Raw genomic sequence first — 18,778 nt, 5'->3', positions numbered from 1 at the left:
CTGCCCCCTGCTGGGGTGGGTGTTGCGGGTGGGCGGACGACGTGGCATTCGGTGGGGAACACCACGCAGGCGTTCGCGCGGGGCACGGACAACAAGCTGATCCACACGTATCTGTCCGACGGGATGAGTGGCTGGTCGCAGTGGCTGCCGCACGGTGACCAGCAGCTGGCCTCGGACCCGGTCGCGATCCACAAGACAGCGGGCAACGTGACCGAGGTCTTCGCCCGTGACACCGCCAACCGGTTGATCCACACCTACTTCGGTGACGGCATGTCGTCGTGGTCACCGTGGGCGGTGATCGGCACCACCACCATCACCGGCACCCCGGCCGTGGTGTACAAGCCCACCGGCAACGTCACCGAGGTCTTCGCCCGCACCAGCGCCGGCGCGGCCGTGCACTCCTACATCGCCGACGACTCCGGCGGCTGGAGCGACCTGCTGCCCATGCCCGCCGTCACCCTGGCCTCCGACCCCGTCGCGGTCTACAAGCCCACCGGCAACGTCACCGAGGTCTTCGGCCGCGACAGCACCAACCACCTCATCCACACCTACCTCGGTGACGGCATGAACGGCTGGAGCAGCTGGGCCGCCATCGGCACCACCACCATCACCGGCACCCCGTCGGTCATCTACAAGCCCACCGGCAACGTCACCGAAGCCTTCGCCCGCACCAGCAGCGGCGCGGCCGTGCACTCCTACATCGCCGACAACACCCCCGGCTGGAGCGACCTGCTGCCCATGCCCGCCGTCACCCTGGCCTCCGACCCCGTCGCGGTCTACAAGCCCACCGGCAACGTCACCGAGGTCTTCGGCCGCGACAGCACCAACCACCTCACCCACACCTACCTCGCCGACAACACCCCCGGCTGGAGCACCTGGGACGCCATCGGCGGCACCACCACCATCACCGGCACCCCGTCGGTGGTCTACAAGCCCACCGGCAACGTCACCGAGGTCTTCGCCCGCGACACCAACGCCCACCTCACCCACACCTACCTCGCCGACAACACCCCCGGCTGGAGCACCTGGGACGCCATCGACACCACCCCCATCGCCCCCACCAACTAACCCCCACCACCCCCACGCCGCGGGCCTCCCTCCAACAGGAGAGAGGCCCGCAGTGCGTTCGTCCTCAATGGACTGAAGCGGGCTCTCAGGCCACCAGACCGTGCCGGAAGGCGTAGACGACCGCCTGGACGCGGTCCCGCAGGTCCAGTTTGGTGAGGATGCGCGACACGTACGTCTTGACCGTCTCGTGGCTGAGCACCAGCACACCCGCGATCTCGCTGTTGGACAGGCCTTCCGCGATGAGGCGCAGCACCTCCAGCTCCCGCGCGGTCAGCGGCACGCCCTCGGGTGCGCCCGCGGGCCGGATGCGTTCGGCGTAGCGGCCGACGAGCTGCCGGGTCACCTCGGGCGCGAGCAGTGCCGCGCCGGCCGCGACCGTGCGGATGCCGTGCAGCAACTGGGCGGGCGGCGCGTCCTTCAGCAGGAACCCGCTCGCGCCCGCGCGCAACGCCTCGTACACGTACTCGTCGAGGTTGAACGTCGTCACCACGAGCACCTTGGCGGGACTCGCGACGCCGGCGCCCGCCAGCAGCCGGGTGGCCTCGATGCCGTCGAGCACCGGCATCCGGACGTCCATCACCACCACGTCCGGCCGCAGCCGCGCGGCCAGGTCGACCGCGGCCCGCCCGTCGCCGCACTCGCCGACCACTTCGAGGTCCGGCTGCGCGTCGATGATCGTCGCGAACCCGGTGCGGATCAGCGCCTGGTCGTCGCAGACCAGCACCCTCGTCGTCACGACGGAATCCTCGCCCGCACCACGAAACCACCGTCCTGTCCGCCCGCGTGGAACTCACCGCCGAGCAGGGTGACCCGCTCGCGCAGACCGCGGAGTCCTCGGCCGCTGCCACCCGGTGAGGCGGCGGTCGGGCCCGTGCCGTCGGTCGCGACCTCCACCACGATCTCGCCTTCTCCGTTCCGGACGTGCACGGTCGTCAGTCTGCCGTGCGCGTGTTTGAGGGCGTTCGTCAACGCCTCCTGCACCACCCGGTACGCCACCACCTTCGCGCTGCCCGGCACCGATGCGCCCTCCTCGGCGAACTCGACGGGTTGCCCGGCCTGCCTGGTCTGCTCGACCAACGCGGCCAGGTCGCCGATCGGCTCGGCGCCGTGGTCGGGGTTCAGCAGGTCCAGCAGGTGCCGCAGGTCCGCGATGGACCTGCGGCCGGTGTCGGTGATCGCGGTCAGCGTCCGGTCGAGACGGTCGGGCGCGGACGTCAGGTATCGCGCCGCCTCCGCCTGCACCACCATCGCCGTCACGTGGTGGGTGACGACGTCGTGCAGCTCACGCGCGATGCGGGTGCGTTCCGCGAGACGCGTCGCCTCGGCCACGTGCCGGCGCCGCTCCTCCTCGGCGGCCCTGGACAGCCGCAGCCACGCCCCGATCACCCACGCGGCGGCCAGCGCCAGGTAGAACGTCACGAACCCGGCCACGCCCTCGCCCGAGCCCTGCCGGTCGAGCACGACGGCCAGCGGCACGTAGGCGGCGGAGGCCAGCACCGCCGTGGTGCGGCGGTGCTGGCCGAGGTGCAGGCCCGTGCTCAGCAGCGCGATGGGCAGCGCGGTGCCCGCGACCGCGTGGTAGCCGAGGAGCTGGTCGGCCGCGAACCCGGCGGACACCAGGACGAGACTGACGAGCGGCCACCGCCGGCGCACGATCAGCGGCAGGCATTCGAGTGCGATCACGGCCGCGGCCAGCGCGTCCATCGGGCGGCTCGGCAGGTCGCCCAGCTGCGTGCCGCGGTGCTGCAACGCGGGCACGAACGAGGCCAGTGCCAGTGCGAGCGCGATGGGGACGTCCCGGACCACGACGTCCGATCGTCGCCACAGGTCCGCGATCTGCCGGATCACGCGATGAGCGTAGTCGTGGAGGTGGAACGGCGGTGGAAGGGCACGATCGTGCCGCGCCGCCGAGCCAGCCGCAGGAACGCGACCGTCACCACCACGCCCGCCAGCACCGAGAACACGCTCGCCTCCGGGCCGAACTCGCCGCCGCCGATCAGCAGCGGCCCGGACGTCACGCCGTCCAGCACCCCGCGGGGAGCGTCCGTGCCGGAGACGCTGGCGCCGAAAACCCCGCCCTGCACGAAGTTCCAGCCGAAGTGCACGCCGATCGGCACCCACAGGTTGCGGGTGGCGGCGTAGGCGGCGGCGAGCATGAACCCACCCGCGATCGCGATGGCGAGAGCGCTCCACACCGTGGCGTGCGGGTTGAACAGGTGCGCCGCGCCGAACAACAGGCCGGTCAGCCCGAGCGACGCCCACGTGCCGAGCCGGCGTTCGGCCAGGCGGAACAGGACACCGCGGAACATCAGCTCCTCCGCGACCACGGCGGCGGCCGTGAAACCGAGCAGCGCCACCGCTCCTGCCGCGGAACCCCAGCCACGAACCTCGTACCCGCCGAAGAGCGCGATGGTCGCGATGACGGCGGCGAACATCCCGCCACCGACCAGCAGCCCTCGGCCGAACGCGCCGCCCGCTCCCCGCACGGCGACTTCGGCCGGTTCCCGCCGTTCGGTCCGCCGCACCACCCACGCGTACACGTACAGCAACGCCGCGGCCACCGCCAGACCGGCCACCAGGGTGAGCGGGGCGTTCCACTGCATCAGGCCGACGAGCGCACTACCGGCGAAAGCCACCAGCGCGACCGCTCCGAACTGCCACAACAGGCGCATGATCATTCCTCCGTGAGACGTTGCGCCGAACGCTAGGGATTCCGCGGCGCGAAATCGTCACCGCGCGGTGGACATCCGCGCGTAGCTCGCTCGGGGACACTCGGCTCCCAAGGCCGTCTCTCGACGTGGATGAAGGGCGCCTTCATCCACCTCACGTGGATGAAGGCGCCCTTCATCGAGCAGCAGGTGCTGACCGGAGGTATCCGCCTGGTCCGTCCGACGGATCTTCGTCAGACCTGGTTTGACGAGGGGACGCCAGCGGGCACTGGACCGCTCATGATGGCGTCGTACTGGGACTCCGCGCGGACCGGATTCCTGGCGTTCGTGGGCATCGGGTTGTTGGTGCTCATCCCGCTGGTGTTGTTGCACTACCTCCGGTTCGGCCGCGTGGAGCCGCGCCGCGCGTTCGTGCTGTACGGGCTGCTGGCCTACGGGCTCGTCGCGCTGGCGCTGATCTTCCTGCCGTTCCCCGACGACCCGGCGCGGACGTGCCAGGGCGAGCAGATGCTGTCCACGGTCCCGTTCCAGTGGGTGACCGACATGAACAACAACCTCGCGGCGAACGGGCGTTACGGCATCGCCGCGATGGTGCGGTCGCAGGTGTTCCTGCAGCAGTTGTTCAACGTCGCGTTGTTCGTCCCGCTCGGCGTGGTGCTGCGCAAGGCGTACGGCAAGGGGCCGCTCGCCGTGATCGCCATCGGGCTGGGCCTGTCGCTGGCCGTCGAAGTCGTGCAGTACACCGGAAATCTCGGCTTCTACCCGTGCCCGTACCGCATCGCCGACGTCGACGACCTGATCTCGAACACCGTCGGCGCCTTGGTGGGTTGGATGCTGGCGCCCGCCGCGCTGGTGGTGCCCAGGGTGCCGCCGTCCGACGACGCGACCGCGCCGGACGGGACCGTGACGGTGCCGCGCCGGCTGCTCGGGCTGGCCGCCGAGCTCGTGCTGGTGCTGTCGCTCACGAAGCTGGTGCTGCATCCGGATCCGCGCTGGGCGGTAGCCGTGCTGGTGGCGTTGCGGGTCGTGCTGCCGGCCGCAACGGGTGGGTGGACGATCGGCGGATGGCTGATGCGCCACCGGATCCGCGCCGAGGACGGGTCCCGCGCCAACCCGGTGCAGCTGGCGTTGCGCGAACTGCTCGGCGCGTCCGGTCTGCTGACCTACGCGACCGTCGTGTCGCCGCTGGTCGACCTCGGCCGGCTGGACCTGGTCGTCGTGGCGTTCTTCGCGCTCGGGGCGTTCGTCGACCCGGTGTTCCGGCGTGACCAGCGCGGGTGGCACGAACGCGCGGCCCGCACGCGCGACGTCCTGCAGTTCGCCGCGGCCGGTGACCGGGTACCCCGCGTGCCATGACGACCTACACGCACACGGCCGAGGCCGACATCGCGGCCGACACGCTGTTCGGTTTCCTGGCCGAGCCCAGGAACCTCCCCCGCTACTTCCCGCAGATGACCGCCGCCGAGCCGGAGGGCGGCGAGCAGGTGCACGTGGAGGCCGAGGTGCACGGCCACCACGTCGACGGCGAGGCGTGGGTGCGGCAGGACCCGCGGCGCCGCCGGCTGGAATGGGGTGCCGAGGGCCCGGACGACTACCACGGCGAGCTGCAGATCGAGGAGCTGGCGCCGGACCGGTCGCGCATCACGGTGAGCCTGCACAGCGTGCGGGAGGCGCAGGGCGACGAGGTGCAGCGGGGGCTGGAGGAGACCGTCGCCGCGCTCACCCGGACCGCGACCGCCGACGATCAGCACTTCACCCAGTAGTTCGGTGAGGTCTGCCGGATGCTGCTGGTGGTGAACGTGTTCCACAGGCCGAGCGGCTGGTTCGAGCCCAGCGCATAGGTCTGCCCGAGCGAGGCGTAGGCGCGACCGGCGGTGGTGTGGGCGTAGTTGCTCGCGGTCACGCAGTCGGGGACCGGCTGCGTGGTGGTGGTGGTCGGCTGTCCGGTGCTCAGCGCCTTGACCATGTTCACGATGGCGGTCATCTGCGGGCCGGACTTGAGCGGGTACTGGGCGGACTGGTAGCCCCACCAGTCCCAGCAGCCGCGCGGGTTGCCCGTCATCGTGGTGGCCTGCGGGTAGAGCACGATCATGTTGTTGGTGTCGGCGTATTCGTTGAGATAGCTCTTGTCCAGCAACGCGTTCCCGACCAGGCCGTAGTACTGGTAGCACCCGTGCAGCGTCACCATCAGCCTGCACGGCCCGGTGTCGCACGCCCTTGGCACGTAAGCGAAACCCTCGCGCCCCATGCTGACCGCCGCCGGGTTCCCGCCGGGCACGTACTGGCCCTGGTCGAACTGGACGAGTTTGCCCGACACCGCGGACGCGGCCGGGTTCACCTGACCGAACAGGTGCCCGAGCATCTCCTTCACCGGGTCGGCCGTCCCGCAGTTGTTGATGTACGGCGAAGAAGTGGCGCCGCAGCTGTTCGGGCCGATCGGGCTGACCCACGCGTGCCCGGCCGCGCTGGTGTTGTTGTAGACCACGCGCGCACCGAAGTCGCGGTAGTAAGTCGCGAGGTCGTCGTTCACCGCCCGGTCGACGGTCTGGTCGGCGGTGCCGTGGAACAGCCACACCGGATCACCGGACAGGTTCTGCGGCGGGTCGACCGTGCCCGCCGCCGCGCGGGTGCGGGTCAGCTGCTCCAGTTCGGACGGTGTCTTGCGCGCCTGGAAGGTGTCCATGCACGCGTACAGGGCGGTGTTGACGTTGTTCTGGGCGCAGTCGTAGGCACCGGCGGAGAAGATGCCCGCGCCCTGGAAGACGCTGGAATACGCGACGTGGAGCTGGTTGGCCAGGTAGCCGCCGGACGACACCCCGCTCACGTAGGTGCCGGTGATGTCGTACTTGCCGAGCGTGCCGGGCTGCGGCGGCGGAACCGCCGCGCTCGACATCGACAGGGACGCCGCGGCCAGGCCGGTGGCCGCGGCGAGTGCCAGGAACGCGTTGCTCAACCGCATGTGCTCGCCTCCGTCGTTGCAGGCAGGACGGCACCGAGGTTAAGAGTCGATCACGGGACCGCACCACGTGTGCGGCCACCACCACCGACGCTCTGCTGACGTCGGACTGCCCCATTGACAGCCCTGCCGGGTGCCCGCGGCATCTCACGCCCGCGGCATCTGGCGCCGGAGCTTGCCCGCGCCGTACGCGTCCCGGCACGCTCCCCGCAGCAGCTTCCCGCTGGTGCTGCGCGGCAGCGTGCCCGGTGCGAGCAGCACCACGTCGTCCACCCGCACTCCGTGTCCGGTGTGGACGGTGCGGCGCACCGCCATCGCGACCTCCTCGGGGTCGGCCTCGCCGGCCGCCTCGGCCAGCACGACGACCAGTTCCCGTTGCCCGTCCTCGATTCCGAGCACGCAACACCCGGTCACGGCCGGATGCGCGGTCTCCGCGGTGGCCTCCAGGTCGTGCGGGTGGTGGTTCGCGCCGGCCACGATGATCACCTCTTTGGCCCTGCCGGTGACGAACAGCTCGCCGTCCCAGCGGAACCCGGTGTCGCCGGTGCGCAGGAACGCGCCGCGCCTGCCCGGCAGCTCGGCGTGGAACACCTGGTCGGGCCGGTTCCAGTAGCCGGTGCCGACGCTCGGTCCCTGCACGAAGATCTCGCCCACCTCACCTTCCGCGCACTCCTGCAGCGTCACCTCGTCGGCCACCACGACGGTGATCGACGGCGGAACGGGGCCGCAGCTCACCAGCTGCCTGCCTCCGGGCGGGTCGATCGGGCGGGCGCGGCCCTTCGTGAGCGCCTCGGCGTCGCAGCGCAACGTCACCGGGCCCTCCCCCACCACAGCGCTGGTGACCATCACGGTCGACTCCGCGAGGCCGTAACCGGGCACGAGCGTGCCGCGCCGGAACCCGGCGGGCGCGAACACCTCGCAGAACCGGTCGAGGGTCTGCGCCCTGACCGGTTCACCGCCGATCAGCGCCATCTCCCAGCCGCTCAGGTCGAGGCCCGCGAGCTGGGCCTCGGCGATGCGCCGCACGCACAGGTCGAGCGCGAAGTTCGGTGCGCAGCTGTCCGCCCGGCCGACCTGCGAGATCAGCCGCAGCCAGCTGATCGGGCTGCGCACGAAGACCCCGGCCGGGAACAGCAACGCGGACCTGCCCGCGTACAACGGATCCAGCACACCGCCGATCAGGCCCATGTTGTAGTGCGACGGCAACCACGACACGCTCGTCGGACGCGGCAGGCCCTCCTCGTCGGACGGGCGGTACAGGTTGTCGTGGATCAACGCGAGGTTGTGCAGCACGTTGCCGTGGGTCAGCGTCACCCCCTTGGGTTCACCCGTGGATCCCGAGGAGTACTGCAGGTACGCGGGCGTGTTGATGCCGATGGACGGCGGCGCCCACCGGTCGGCCAGCGCCGGCTCGACCTCGTCCACGGCGAGACGCACCAGGTTCGGGAGTGACTCCTCGATCACCGGCAGGCATTTGGCGAACGTGAGACCGGTGGAGAGCAGCAGGTCCGGGTGGCAGCTCGCGACGATCGACTCGATGCGGCTCACCTTCACGCTGGTGCGGGTGCCGTCGAGCGGTGCGACCGGCACGGCGATCAGACCCGCGTAGAGGCAGCCGAGGAACGCGATGTGGAAGTCCAGACCGGGTTCGAAGCACAGCAACGCGCGGGTGCCGGGTTGCGCGAGCGCCGTGAGGTGCACCGCCAGTGCCCGCGCCCGGCGGTCGAGGTCGGCCAGCGTCAGGGCGTCCCACTCGGTGCGCCCGTCGGCGTAGAAGGTGTACGCGCGCATGTCCGGTTCGGCCGCGGCACGGGCCTGGCACAGCTCGACCAGCGTGGTGAACTTGCGCCTGCCGCCGGCGACACCCTTCGGCAGCCGCACTCCGTCGCGGAGGTTCATCCCTTGTCTCCCAACATCAGCGTCCGGCACGCGGCCCTGCGCAGCTTCCCGCTCGTGGTGAGCGGCAGCGTGCCGGGCGAGAGCAGCACGACCCGGCCCGGCACGATCCCGTGTTCGGCCTGCACCGCGGCCGCGACGGCGTTGCGGATCTCGTCGCGCGGCGTGGCGCGGTACCGGTGTTCGACCTCGGCGAGCACCACCACGTCCTCGCCGTCCATCACCGCGCACGCCGCGCGCAGCGACGGGTGGCTGCCCACCGCGGTCGCCTCGACGTCGTACGGGTAGAGCTGGCGGCCGTCGACGTCGAGCAGGTCCGGGATCCGGCAGGTGACGAAGAGCTGGCCCTCGAACAGGAAGCCCAGGTTCCCGGTGCGCAGGAACTTCCGGCCCGCGACCTGAGCGCCGAACGTGCGTTCGGTGCCGACCGGGTCGGCCCAGTAGCCCGCACCGATGCTGGGCCCGGACACCAGGATCTCGCCGACCTCGTCATCTCCGACGGGCTCACGGGTTTCCGGATCCACGATGACCACTTCCAGCGACGGATCCGGTTCGCCGCAGCCGACCAGGCTGCGCGCGCCGGCACCGCTCGTCGCCCGTGCGACCCGCCCGCGTTCCAGCGCGTTGGTGTCGAACGGCCGCACGATCGGCTGGCCCTCCAGCGGGCCGCCGCTGACCAGCACGGTCGACTCCGCCATGCCGTAGCTGGGGAAGAACGCCTCCCGGCGGAACCCGCACGGGGCGAACCGCGCCGCGAACCGGTCGATCGTGGCCGCGCGCAGCGGTTCGTCGCTGATCGCCGCGATGCGCCAGCGGCTGAGGTCCAGGCCGTCGCGCTGGTCGTCGCTGACGCGGCGCAGGCACAGCTCGTAGCCGAGGCTGGGCGCGGCGGCGATCTCCGCGCCGTACCGGGAGATCGCGCGCAACCAGTTGGCGGGCACCCGCGCGAAGGACTGCGCGGACATCAGCACGGACAGCTGGCCGAGGTAGAGCGGTTGCAGCACACCGCCGATCAGCCCCATGTCGTGGAACACCGGCAGCCACGACACGGTCGGCGCGACCCGCCCGAAGTCCTCGTCCGGCCGCGAGCCGCCGCGCACGATCAGCGCGAGGTTGTGCAGCACGCCCGCGTGCGTCAGCACGACGCCCTTCGGCCTGCCCGTCGTGCCGGAGGTGTACTGCAGGTACGCGACCTCGTTCGACTCGTGCACGCCCTGGAACTCGCCGTCGCCGTCGACGACCTCGTCCGTGGCGAGCGGGGTGACCGGCCGGTCGCCGAGGATGGCGTGCACGGAGACGATCGTGTCCTTTGTAGACAGAACCAGCGCGGGCCGGCAGTCGTCGGCGATGGCGATCAACCGGCTGTGCCGCGCATCGCCGGTGGCCCGCCGGACCGAAGGGGCCGGCACGGCGATGATCCCCGCGTACAGGCACCCGAGAAACGCCGCCACGAACTCGATTCCCGGTGGATGGCACAGCAGCGCGCGTGATCCCGGCAGCGCCAGTTCCCGCAGCCGCACGGCGATCGCGCGTGCCCTGCGGTCGAGCTCCGCGTAGGTGATGGTGGCCGACTCCACCACACCGCTCTCCAGGAACACGAACGCGCGTTCCTCGCCTCTCAGCGCCACCTGCCTGCGGCACAGGTCCGCCAGGTTGGCCACGTCGGCCGCCACTTCAGCTGACACCGCGCATCAACTCCCGCTCATCGCCGATTTCCCTTGCGGGGCGGACGTTACGGAGATCCGGCGCCGTTGTGATCGGTCGCGCGACGGAGTCCGGGATCCGTCGCGCGACCGCTGCCGCGGCGGCGGTCGTGGTGGTCTCCTCGATGCATGTCTTACGAGAGCACCTTCCTCGACTTCTCCCTGATGCACCCGTCGCTGCCCCCGCTGCCGGGTGGAGAGGAGGAGATCGTCGTGACCGGACTCGGCATGTCGACTCCCCAGGGCGGGGACGTCCAGTCCACTTGGGACGGACTGCTCGCCGGCCGTTCCGGCGCCCGCGTGCTCGACACGCCGTGGGCGGCCGATCTGCCGGTGCGGATCGGCGCGCCGGTGCACGAGGACCCCGGCCCGTACCTGGACCGCGTGGCCCGCCGCCGAATGGACCGCTGCCAGCAGCTCGCCGTCGTCGCGGCCCGGCAGGCTTGGGCGGACGCGGGCGCACCCGAGGTGGAGTCCGAACGGCTGGCGGTGGTGTTCGGAACCGGGCTGGGTGGCGGCGGCACGCTGGTCGAGCAGTACGAACGCTGCCAGGAGCTCGGCCCGGACCGCGTCTCGCCGTTCACCGTCACGATGCTCATGCCCAACGGCCCCGCCGCCGCCGTGAGCATGGACCTCGGCGCGCGAGGAGGAGCGCACGCACCGACGAGCGCGTGCGCGTCCGGAGCGGAGGCGATCGCGCTCGGTGCCGCGCTGCTGCGCCGGGGGCTCGCGGACATCGTCGTCGCGGGCGGCACCGAGGCGTGCCTGGGCAGGCTGTCGATCGCGGCGTTCGCGCGGATGGGAGCGTTGTCCCGCAAGCATTCCGACCCCGAAAGCGCGTCCCGGCCGTTCGACGCGGCCCGCGACGGCTTCGTCATGGCGGAAGGCGCGGGCGCGCTCGTGCTGGAACGCGGCCCGTTCGCCCGCGCCCGAGGGGCCAAGATCGCCGCGAAGCTCGCCGGCATCGGCATGACGTCCGACGCGCACGACATGACCGCCCCGTCACCGGACGGCCAGATCCGCGCCATCCGGCACGCGCTGCGCTCCGCGGGCCTGAGCCCGTACGACGTCACGCACGTCAACGCGCACGCACCGGGCACCCAGGTCGGCGACCGCGTCGAGGCGGCCGCCGTCCTGGAAGCCCTGGGCCCGCACCCGCTGGTCACCGCGACGAAGTCGGTGACCGGTCACCTGATCGGCGGCGCGGGCGCGGTCGAGGCGATCTTCACCGTGCTCGCCGTCCGGGACGGTGTGGTGCCGCCGACGCGCAACCTCGACGACCAGGACTCCGACGTGAAGCTGGAGATCGTCGCGGACCGGCCGCGGCACGCGCGGATCGGGGCGGCGATCTCCAACTCCTTCGGGTTCGGGGGCCACAACGTGGTGCTCGCGTTCACCCGCTCCGGCTGAATGCCGAACCGCCGGTGCGGCTCGGACCGGTCGCCGTTGGCGATGAAGGGTTCCTTCCTCCACCTGAGGTCGATGAAGGCGCCCTTCATCGACCTCAGGCGATGCCCTGCCGCTAGCCCGTGCGGGTGAGCAGGCCCAGCCGCTGAGCGAACAGCGCGGCGTGCATCCGGTTGGGCTGGCCCAGTTTCGCCAGGATGTGCGACACGTGGGACTTGACCGTTGCACAAGTGAGGTAGAGCTCGCGCGCGATCTCGTCGTTGCTGCGCCCCCGCGCCATGCGCGCGAGCACCTGCCGTTCGCGCTCGCTCAGCAGCCCCAGCCCGCGGTCGACCTCCTCGGGCGGGGGCAGGATCTCGAACCGGTCGAGCAGCCGTCCGGTCACCTCGGCGCAGAGGTACGCGTGGCCCCGCGCCACCGCCCGGACCGCGGCCAGCAGCTCCTCGTGGCTGGCCCGCTTCAACAGGAACCCGCGGGCGCCATCGGTCAGCACCTGGTGCAGCTGCGCGTCACTCCCCTCTCCCGCCAGCGCGATGACGCCACGGGCACAGGCCCGCAGCCGCACCAGCTCCGTGACGTCCGCGGTGATCACCACCCGCGGCCGGTGGCGCTGGGCGAGCCGCAGTCCCTCGGCGACCCCGGAGGCCTCTCCCACCACCACGAGGTCGCCCGCTTCCTCCAGCGCGTGCCGGAACCCTCTGCGGACCAGGACCTCGTCGTCGATCAGCAGGACGGACGACATCAGTGCCCCATCCCGAGCCCGCCGTCGACCGGGATCACCGCACCGGTCACGTACCGGGCGGCGTCGCTGGCGAGCCACAGCACCGTGGCGGCCACCTCGTCCGGTTCGGCGAAGCGGCGCAACGGGATCGCGTCGCGGTACTGCTTGCCGTACTGCTCGGGCAGGGTCGCGGTCATGTCGGTGTTGACGTAGCCGGGCGCGACGACGTTCGCCGTGACGCCGCGGCTGCCCAGCTCGCGGGCCAGCGAGCGGGCGAGCCCGATCAGGCCCGCCTTGCTGGCCGCGTAGTTGGTCAGGCCCGCGCTGCCGTACATGCCGACCACCGACGACATGAAGATCATCCGGCCGTGCCGGGCGCGCGCCATCGGGGCGGCGGCACGACGGGCGCACCGCCACGCGCCGGTGAGATTCGTGTCCACGACCGAGGTGAACGTGTCCTCGGTCATGCGAGTGATGAGCGTGCTGTCGGTGACCCCGGCGTTGGCCACGAGCACGTCCACCGGGCCCAGCTCCGCCTCCACCGAGGTGAACGCCGCGTCGACCTGCTCGCGGTCCCTCACGTCGCACTTCACGCCGAACGCGCCGTCCGGGCAGTCACCGCCGCGGTGCGTCACCGCCACGTTCAGGCCGTCGCCGAGGAACGCCTCGGCGATGGACCTGCCGATGCCCCGGTTGCCGCCTGTCACCAGAACCGTGCGGGTCATAGGTGCTCCTTTTGGATCATCGGCGTCCGGGTGATGCCGCCAGTCGGTCACCCGGCCGCCCCTATCGTGGGAACGGCTTCGGGCACCGGCGCCCTCAACCTGGTTCGACGTTAGGGAGATCAACGGTGTCGCCTGATGGCCATCGCGGCCGACGTGTTGACCTTTTCGGCCAACCGGTCCGGTTCCGCCGCGGCACAGCCGGAGTGCGCGCCATGGTGGAGGTGGGCGCCGAGCACGGCGTCGACCCGCGGAAGTGCTTGCGGGACACCGGGATCACACCCGAGATGCTGACCGGGGACGCGGTGGTGCACGGCACGCAGGAGCTGGCCGTGGCGGCGAACCTCGTCCGTGCGACCGGGCACGCGCCCGGTGTCGGCCTCGCGGTCGGCGAACGGCTTTCGTTGCGCGCCTACGGGGTCTGGGGTTTCGCGCTGCTGACCTGCCCGACCGTGCGGGCCGCCGTCGAGTTCGGGTTGCGCTACCTGCCGCTCACCTACGCGGTGACCGGCCTGAGCCTGCGGATGCGCGGCGACGAGGCCCAGCTGGTGGTGGAGGACGGACAGGACCAGGCGGGGTTGCGGCCCTTTCTCGTCGAACGGGAAATCGCCGTCACGGCGGGCATGCTGCGCACCATCCTGGACCGGCCGCCGCCGTCGATGCGCGTGGAGCTCCGCTGCGATCCCACGTCCGTCGACTTCGGACGCGCGCTCGGCGCACCGGTGAGGTTCGGCGCGCCGCACAACGCGATCGTCACCGACGCCGCCGTGCTGGACCTCCCTCTGCCGCAAGCAGATCCGCTCACCATGACGGCCTGCGAACGCGCGTGCCGCTCGCTGCTGCTCGAACGCTGCTCCCCGTGCGTCGCGCAGAACGTCCGGAAGATCATCGCGGAGGGCGTGACCGACGCCGGCGAGATCGCCGCGCGCCTGCACCTGTCGACCCGGACGCTGCGCCGCCATCTCGCCGACGAGGGAACGTCGTTGCGGCACCTCGTCGACGAGGCCAGGCGGGCCGCGGCGATCGAGCTCATCACGCTGCACCAGCTGACCGTCGAGCAGGTCGCGCTGCGGCTCGGCTACGCGGACGCGGGCGCGTTCATCCGCGCGTTCCGCCGGTGGACGGGCACCACCCCGTCCGCCTACGCGAGGTCTTCGCCGAGCATGCGCTGAAGCAGGTCGCGCAGCCGCTTCTTGTCCGCGGTGCCGAAACTGGCCAGCGGGTCGGCGGCGAACCTCAGCTGCCGCTGGAACTTCACCGTCAGCTCCTCGCCCAGTTCGGTGCGCACGATGTACTTGACGCGCCGGTCGGTCTCCCCCGGCCGGCGCTCGACGAGCCCGCGCGCCTCCAGCCGGTCGATGATCCCGGTCACGTTCGACCGCTCCGAGCCCAGCTTCTCGGCGATCCGGTGCATCGGCTTCGGTTCGTCCAGCGCGACCAGCACCTTCGCCTGGATCGACGTCAGCTCCAGCGACGAGGCGGCCTGCTCGTACTCCTTGGTGTAGCGCTGGACGATCCGCGCGATGAGCCCGATCACCTCGGTTGTGAGCGCGTCCATGCGACCAGCCTACCGGAAATAGTTGACTACATGAACCATCGTCTGACAAACTAGTTCATGTCAATAACTATCCACCCCCTGAACCAAGGAGCAGCATGTCTCCCGTCGTCCTGATCACCGGCACGTCCTCCGGCATCGGCCTCGCCGCCGCGATCCAGGCCCAGCAGGCCGGTTACCGCGTGGTGGCGACGATGCGCGACACCTCCCGCGCCGACGATCGGCTCGAGGGCGTGGACGTCCGGCGGCTCGACGTGACCGACCCCGAGTCGGTGACGTCGGTCGTCGAGAGCGTCGTGCGCGACCACGGCCGGCTCGACGCGCTGGTCAACAACGCGGGCGCCGGGCACATCGGCACCGTCGAGACCGACTCGGTCGAGAACTACCGCAAGGTCATGGAGGTCAACTACTTCGGCGTGGTCGCGATGACCAAGGCAGCGATGCCGCACCTGCGCGCCGCCGGGGGAAGGGTCGTCACGGTCAGCAGCGTCGGCGGTGTCGTCGGCCAGCCGTTCAACGAGGCGTACTGCGCCGCGAAGTTCGCCGTCGAGGGCATGATGGAGTCGCTCGCCCCGGTGGCCGCGCAGCAGGGCGTGACCGTGACCGTCGTCGAGCCGGGCGCCGTGGCCAGCGAGTTCGTCGCCAACGTCGGCGTCGACCGCGAGTCCGCGATCGAGGCGGCCGGCCCGTACGGCGCGTCGCTGCAGGGCTACCTCAGCCGCACCGCCACGGCGTTCAGCGGCGCGCAGACCCCGGACGAGGCCGCCGCGACGATCATCAGCGCACTCACCGACGAGCAGCCGCCGTTCCGCCTGCAGACCTCGGACTGGGCTCGCGCGTTCGTCGCCACCAAGCTCGCGGACGCCGACGGCACCGCCGTGCAGAAGCTCACGACCGGCTGGATCTGAGCGGTTCGAACACGCGTATCTCCTCGTCCCCGCCGCTGATCGCCACGCAGGACGACTCGGGCACCTCACGCCACGCGCCGTGCAGGTCGCCCAGCGGTTCCGACACCACCAGCCGCGTGCCGGCGGACAGCGAGTGCAGCGTCGGGTTGTCCGGGTACTGCTCCTGCAGCGTCGTGATGTCCCTGCTGTGGAAGAGACTTCGCGACCGGCCCCGGCTGGAGTAGCGGAACGCCCAGGTGGTCTCGCCGTCGGTCGTCGCGACGGTCATCTGGACCGGGTGCACGATCCCCTGGTTCTCTCCCGCCTCCTCGACGCAGCCGACCGCACGGGCCACGGCCGCCGGCGGGTCCGTCTCCAGGCCGAACGTCAGGGCCAGGTAGAAGAGGACCTCGGAGTCCGTCGACCCCTCGATCTCGGGGTAGAGCGACGGGTCGACGCGCAGCGCGAGCTCCCTGCGCACCAACGGGAAGTCCGCGATCAGCCCGTTGTGCATCCACAGCCACCGGCCGTGCCGGAACGGGTGGCAGTTGGTCTGCTGCACCGCGGTGCCGGTGGACGCGCGGACGTGCGCGAACACCCGGCCCGAGGCGATCCGCGCCGACAGCTCGCGCAGGTTCCGGTTGTTCCAGGCCGGCTCGGTGCTGAGGAACACGCCGGGGGTTTCGGCGGCGGTCGCGTACCAGCCGACGCCGAACCCGTCGCCGTTGATGGCCTCCACGCCCAGCCGGGCGTGCCTGCTCTGGGTGACGAGCGAGTTCTCCGGTTTGTAGAGGAGATCCTCCAGCAGGACCGGAGAACCCGAGTACGCGAGCCATCGGCACATGTCCTCCTCCTTGTGTGGTTACTGGCCTCACCCGCATCAGGTGAAGGCCAGGCGGCGCAGCTCGTGCCAGTCCAGGCCGCGTCGTGGCGCCCGGCGGTTCCTCGGCACCCGCACCCGCAAGGCCCCGGGCCGGGTCGTGCAGCGAACGGGGGTCGGCACCGTGACGGCCTCGCCGTCCACACCCACCGGCAGCAACGGCACGTCGGCGGTGATCACGGCCTCCGGCTCGGTCCGTTCGAGCAGCGCGTTCGAGCCCCGTCGCCCGCGCAGCAGACCGGCGGCCTCGGCGGCGTCGTGGACCGTGACGGCGAGAACGCCCAGCCGGCCGCCGTCCAGCCGCGGCCGGCGGCCCCACCCGGCCAGGTCGCCGGTCCCGTACGGGTTGTTGCTGATCAGCACGGCCTGCGGGCCGTCCACCTCGGCGTCCCCGGCCCTGAGGTGAAGCTGTCGCGCCGGTTGCTCTTCGGTGAGCAGGCCGGGCAACAGGTCGAGCATCGTGCCCACCCTGTCGTCGCGGTAGGCCGGGCTGCGCACCAGCTCGGCGTAGGCACCGAACGACGCGTTGTTGACGAACGTGCGGTCGCCGATCACGCCGAGGTCGACGCGCACCTCGACGCCGTCGGTGAGGGCGTCGAGACAGCCGACCGGGTCGTCGCGGTCCAGGCCGAGGTCGAGGGCGAAGTGGTTGCGGGTCCCGGCGGGGATCACCAGGAACGGCACCCCGTGCGCGGCCGCGACGTCCGCCACGAGCGCCTGGGTGCCGTCACCTCCGGCCACGCCCAGCAGGTCGGCACCCTCGCGGACGGCTTGGCGGGCGATCTCGGTGACGTCCCGCGTGCCGTCGAGCAGGCACACCTGCGCACCCAGCAACCACGCCCGCTCCACCAGTCCGAACCGTTCGACCTTGCCACCGCCCGAGCGCGGGTTCATGATCAGGAACGGCCGTCGCGGGGGCGCGGTCTCCACCTCGTCCGGATCATGAACGCCGGTGAGCGCACGCCGCCCGCAGGCCACTGCGATCATCCACAGCACCGCGGCGGCCCCGGCCACCCACACCAGGTGGGCCTGCGCGTACACCACGGCCACCGCCACCGGCGCGAAGATCACCAGGAATCCGGCGAGCCACCGCACGACGCCGTGGTGGACGAGGAACCACCAGGCACCTGCGAGGGTGACCGCCATCCCCGCCACACCGACCAGCACGAGTCCGATGCCGGCCCGCGGCCCGGCCACCGCCGGCACCAGGGCGACCGCCGCCGCTGCCGTGAGAAAGGCGAACCGGGCGAGCCATCGACGTCGCGTGTCAGCCATGTCGTCGTCCCTCCGTGTGGAAACGCCGCCAGAGTCGCGGGCAGTTCCTGCTCCCGGCCTCCTCCGCGGCGGATGAGCGCGGCCTGAAGGTCATCCGCCGCGGGCGAGGTGGTCACGGCCGGTCGGCCGACACGATCGATCTCGTGACTTCCTCGTGCGTCAACGGCTTGCTGAACCGGCGGCTCGCATTCGCCGCACTGCTGGCGTTCCTGCCGTCCGCCTGCGCGTCCGCCGCCTCCACTCCGCCGCACTTCGCCGTTTCCTCCCCGGTCACCACGACCACGTCCGTGTCACGGCACTTCCACGCACGGGTGCTCGACCGCGTCCGCACCGACCGGGCCGACGCCCGCGGCCTGGAGCTCGTCGGCGACGACCTGGTGGAGATCACCGGCCCGACGGTCCGCGCGCTGTCCGTGAGCGGTGGCGTGCGCGCCCAGCAGAACGTGCCGGGGGCGCCGGCGGACGGCGGCATCGCGCTCGCCCCGGCCGGGCTGTGGCACCTGAGCTCCGCTTTCACCGTCCTGCGCGATCCGGTCACGTTGGCGGAGCGGAGGCGGGCGCCCGCGTCCCACGAGACCTGGGGCCTGTGTGACGACGGCACCCGTCTGGTGCAGTCCGACGGCACGACGCGGTTGCTGCTGCGCGACCACGACACCGCCGCTCTCATCAGCGAGGTGCGGGTCGCCAGCCGTGAGTGGTCCACCGCGCGGCTCGGTGACCTGGCCTGCGTGGTCGTCAACGGCTATCCGCAGGTGTGGGCGGTGGTGTCGGGGACGGACTGGCTGATCCGCGTCGACCTGTCGACCGGCGTGGTCACGGCGGTCGCGGACCTCACCGCGGTCACGGTCGCCGAGCAGCCGACCGGGGTGGACGACGTGGTCACGGGGATCGCCGGTGCGGCGGACGAGCTGTGGGTCACCGGGCATCGCTACGGCCACCGCTACCGGATCCGCCTGCAGCCCTGAGTCGCGACAGGTCTTGGGCGCGTTCGCCCTCGATGAACCGGGCCTATCTGCACCAGTAGTGGGAGGGAGCGCCG

The 18,778-nt window shown here is 71.6% G+C and carries 18 protein-coding genes; 7 read left to right on the top strand and 11 right to left on the bottom strand.

Annotated features, from left to right (window positions below; translation table 11 throughout):
* A partial coding sequence (locus ABZV40_RS44350) for a hypothetical protein (protein ID WP_355455977.1) occupies nt 1-1,068 on the top strand: 1,068 nt, incomplete at its 5' end.
* 85 nt (nt 1,069-1,153) lie between these two features.
* Here the strand turns inward: ABZV40_RS44350 and ABZV40_RS44345 are convergent.
* The 3 genes from ABZV40_RS44345 to ABZV40_RS44335 are packed head-to-tail and all read right to left on the bottom strand — an operon-like array spanning nt 1,154 to nt 3,740.
* On the bottom strand, nt 1,154-1,804 hold the full coding sequence (locus tag ABZV40_RS44345) for a response regulator transcription factor (protein ID WP_355455975.1): 651 nt from the start codon (nt 1,802-1,804) through the stop codon (nt 1,154-1,156).
* Nucleotides 1,801-2,916 carry a histidine kinase gene (locus tag ABZV40_RS44340; RefSeq protein ID WP_355455973.1) on the bottom strand — a complete coding sequence of 372 codons (1,116 nt, stop codon included), beginning with the start codon at nt 2,914-2,916 and terminating at the stop codon, nt 1,801-1,803. The genes ABZV40_RS44345 and ABZV40_RS44340 overlap by 4 nt, the downstream gene beginning before the upstream one ends.
* Nucleotides 2,913-3,740 carry a CPBP family intramembrane glutamic endopeptidase gene (locus ABZV40_RS44335; protein WP_355455971.1) on the bottom strand — a complete coding sequence of 276 codons (828 nt, stop codon included), beginning with the start codon at nt 3,738-3,740 and terminating at the stop codon, nt 2,913-2,915. The genes ABZV40_RS44340 and ABZV40_RS44335 overlap by 4 nt, the downstream gene beginning before the upstream one ends.
* Nucleotides 3,741-3,899: 159 nt before the next feature.
* On the opposite strand from ABZV40_RS44335, the gene ABZV40_RS44330 reads away from it, so the two are divergent.
* Nucleotides 3,900-5,093, top strand: coding sequence for a VanZ family protein (locus tag ABZV40_RS44330; RefSeq protein WP_355455969.1), 1,194 nt, complete (start codon nt 3,900-3,902; stop codon nt 5,091-5,093).
* Nucleotides 5,090-5,500, top strand: coding sequence for an SRPBCC family protein (locus ABZV40_RS44325; RefSeq protein WP_355455967.1), 411 nt, complete (start codon nt 5,090-5,092; stop codon nt 5,498-5,500). Before ABZV40_RS44330 ends, ABZV40_RS44325 begins: the two co-directional genes overlap by 4 nt.
* Here ABZV40_RS44325 and ABZV40_RS44320 read toward each other — a convergent pair.
* The 3 genes from ABZV40_RS44320 to ABZV40_RS44310 all read right to left on the bottom strand — a co-directional run bounded on the left by ABZV40_RS44320 (nt 5,482) and on the right by ABZV40_RS44310 (nt 10,274).
* Nucleotides 5,482-6,696 carry a PHB depolymerase family esterase gene (locus tag ABZV40_RS44320; RefSeq protein WP_355455966.1) on the bottom strand — a complete coding sequence of 405 codons (1,215 nt, stop codon included), beginning with the start codon at nt 6,694-6,696 and terminating at the stop codon, nt 5,482-5,484. The genes ABZV40_RS44325 and ABZV40_RS44320 overlap by 19 nt on opposite strands.
* Before the next feature lie 144 nt (nt 6,697-6,840).
* Nucleotides 6,841-8,592: a fatty acyl-AMP ligase gene (locus ABZV40_RS44315; RefSeq protein ID WP_355455964.1), complete on the bottom strand. Its 1,752-nt coding sequence runs from the start codon at nt 8,590-8,592 to the stop codon at nt 6,841-6,843.
* Entirely contained in the window at nt 8,589-10,274 is a 1,686-nt protein-coding gene (locus ABZV40_RS44310; protein WP_355455962.1) for a fatty acyl-AMP ligase, read from the bottom strand. The genes ABZV40_RS44315 and ABZV40_RS44310 overlap by 4 nt, the downstream gene beginning before the upstream one ends.
* Nucleotides 10,275-10,457: 183 nt before the next feature.
* Here ABZV40_RS44310 and ABZV40_RS44305 point away from each other — a divergent pair, with 183 nt between their 5' ends.
* Entirely contained in the window at nt 10,458-11,702 is a 1,245-nt protein-coding gene (locus tag ABZV40_RS44305; RefSeq protein ID WP_355455979.1) for a beta-ketoacyl-[acyl-carrier-protein] synthase family protein, read from the top strand.
* 112 nt (nt 11,703-11,814) lie between these two features.
* Here the strand turns inward: ABZV40_RS44305 and ABZV40_RS44300 are convergent, their stop codons facing one another.
* Both ABZV40_RS44300 and fabG read right to left on the bottom strand, forming a co-directional pair.
* Nucleotides 11,815-12,441, bottom strand: coding sequence for a response regulator transcription factor (locus ABZV40_RS44300; RefSeq protein ID WP_355455960.1), 627 nt, complete (start codon nt 12,439-12,441; stop codon nt 11,815-11,817).
* Nucleotides 12,441-13,145, bottom strand: a complete 705-nt coding sequence (fabG, locus tag ABZV40_RS44295; RefSeq protein WP_355455958.1) for a 3-oxoacyl-ACP reductase FabG — start codon at nt 13,143-13,145, stop codon at nt 12,441-12,443. The genes ABZV40_RS44300 and fabG overlap by 1 nt, the downstream gene beginning before the upstream one ends.
* A gap of 212 nt (nt 13,146-13,357) precedes the next feature.
* On the opposite strand from fabG, the gene ABZV40_RS44290 reads away from it, so the two are divergent.
* On the top strand, nt 13,358-14,314 hold the full coding sequence (locus ABZV40_RS44290) for an AraC family transcriptional regulator (protein ID WP_355455956.1): 957 nt from the start codon (nt 13,358-13,360) through the stop codon (nt 14,312-14,314).
* Here the strand turns inward: ABZV40_RS44290 and ABZV40_RS44285 are convergent.
* Nucleotides 14,284-14,700, bottom strand: coding sequence for a MarR family transcriptional regulator (locus tag ABZV40_RS44285; RefSeq protein ID WP_355455954.1), 417 nt, complete (start codon nt 14,698-14,700; stop codon nt 14,284-14,286). The genes ABZV40_RS44290 and ABZV40_RS44285 overlap by 31 nt on opposite strands.
* A 95-nt stretch (nt 14,701-14,795) precedes the next feature.
* Here ABZV40_RS44285 and ABZV40_RS44280 point away from each other — a divergent pair, with 95 nt between their 5' ends.
* On the top strand, nt 14,796-15,605 hold the full coding sequence (locus ABZV40_RS44280; protein WP_355455952.1) for an SDR family NAD(P)-dependent oxidoreductase: 810 nt from the start codon (nt 14,796-14,798) through the stop codon (nt 15,603-15,605).
* On the opposite strand, the gene ABZV40_RS44275 is transcribed toward ABZV40_RS44280, so the two are convergent.
* Complete coding sequence (locus ABZV40_RS44275; RefSeq protein ID WP_355455950.1) at nt 15,586-16,428, bottom strand: class II glutamine amidotransferase; 843 nt, start codon at nt 16,426-16,428, stop codon at nt 15,586-15,588. The two genes, ABZV40_RS44280 and ABZV40_RS44275, sit on opposite strands and share 20 nt — an antisense overlap.
* 36 nt (nt 16,429-16,464) lie before the next feature.
* Nucleotides 16,465-17,739 (bottom strand): diacylglycerol kinase family protein, encoded by a 1,275-nt coding sequence (locus tag ABZV40_RS44270; protein ID WP_355455948.1) that lies wholly within the window; start codon nt 17,737-17,739, stop codon nt 16,465-16,467.
* Between the two features lie 143 nt (nt 17,740-17,882).
* On the opposite strand from ABZV40_RS44270, the gene ABZV40_RS44265 reads away from it, so the two are divergent.
* On the top strand, nt 17,883-18,704 hold the full coding sequence (locus ABZV40_RS44265) for a glutaminyl-peptide cyclotransferase (protein ID WP_355455946.1): 822 nt from the start codon (nt 17,883-17,885) through the stop codon (nt 18,702-18,704).
* Nucleotides 18,705-18,778 lie beyond the last annotated feature (74 nt).

This window comes from Lentzea sp. NPDC004782, assembly GCF_040609115.1.
Taxonomy (GTDB): Bacteria; Actinomycetota; Actinomycetes; order Mycobacteriales; family Pseudonocardiaceae; genus Lentzea.
The sequence above is the reverse complement of the archived record's forward strand: the minus strand, read 5'-3'. Positions and strand labels throughout refer to the sequence as shown.

Bases quoted from the DNA above. Each gene is read 5' to 3' on its own strand.
- ABZV40_RS44335 (WP_355455971.1), bottom strand. From the start codon at position 3,740: ATGCGCCTGTTGTGGCAGTTCGGAGCGGTCGCGCTGGTGGCTTTCGCC.
- ABZV40_RS44330 (WP_355455969.1), top strand. From the start codon at position 3,900: ATGAAGGCGCCCTTCATCGAGCAGCAGGTGCTGACCGGAGGTATCCGC.
- ABZV40_RS44325 (WP_355455967.1), top strand. From the start codon at position 5,090: ATGACGACCTACACGCACACGGCCGAGGCCGACATCGCGGCCGACACG.
- ABZV40_RS44320 (WP_355455966.1), bottom strand. From the start codon at position 6,696: ATGCGGTTGAGCAACGCGTTCCTGGCACTCGCCGCGGCCACCGGCCTG.
- ABZV40_RS44315 (WP_355455964.1), bottom strand. From the start codon at position 8,592: ATGAACCTCCGCGACGGAGTGCGGCTGCCGAAGGGTGTCGCCGGCGGC.
- ABZV40_RS44305 (WP_355455979.1), top strand. From the start codon at position 10,458: ATGCACCCGTCGCTGCCCCCGCTGCCGGGTGGAGAGGAGGAGATCGTC.
- ABZV40_RS44300 (WP_355455960.1), bottom strand. From the start codon at position 12,441: ATGTCGTCCGTCCTGCTGATCGACGACGAGGTCCTGGTCCGCAGAGGG.
- fabG (WP_355455958.1), bottom strand. From the start codon at position 13,145: ATGACCCGCACGGTTCTGGTGACAGGCGGCAACCGGGGCATCGGCAGG.
- ABZV40_RS44290 (WP_355455956.1), top strand. From the start codon at position 13,358: ATGGTGGAGGTGGGCGCCGAGCACGGCGTCGACCCGCGGAAGTGCTTG.
- ABZV40_RS44285 (WP_355455954.1), bottom strand. From the start codon at position 14,700: ATGGACGCGCTCACAACCGAGGTGATCGGGCTCATCGCGCGGATCGTC.
- ABZV40_RS44280 (WP_355455952.1), top strand. From the start codon at position 14,796: ATGTCTCCCGTCGTCCTGATCACCGGCACGTCCTCCGGCATCGGCCTC.
- ABZV40_RS44275 (WP_355455950.1), bottom strand. From the start codon at position 16,428: ATGTGCCGATGGCTCGCGTACTCGGGTTCTCCGGTCCTGCTGGAGGAT.
- ABZV40_RS44270 (WP_355455948.1), bottom strand. From the start codon at position 17,739: ATGGCTGACACGCGACGTCGATGGCTCGCCCGGTTCGCCTTTCTCACG.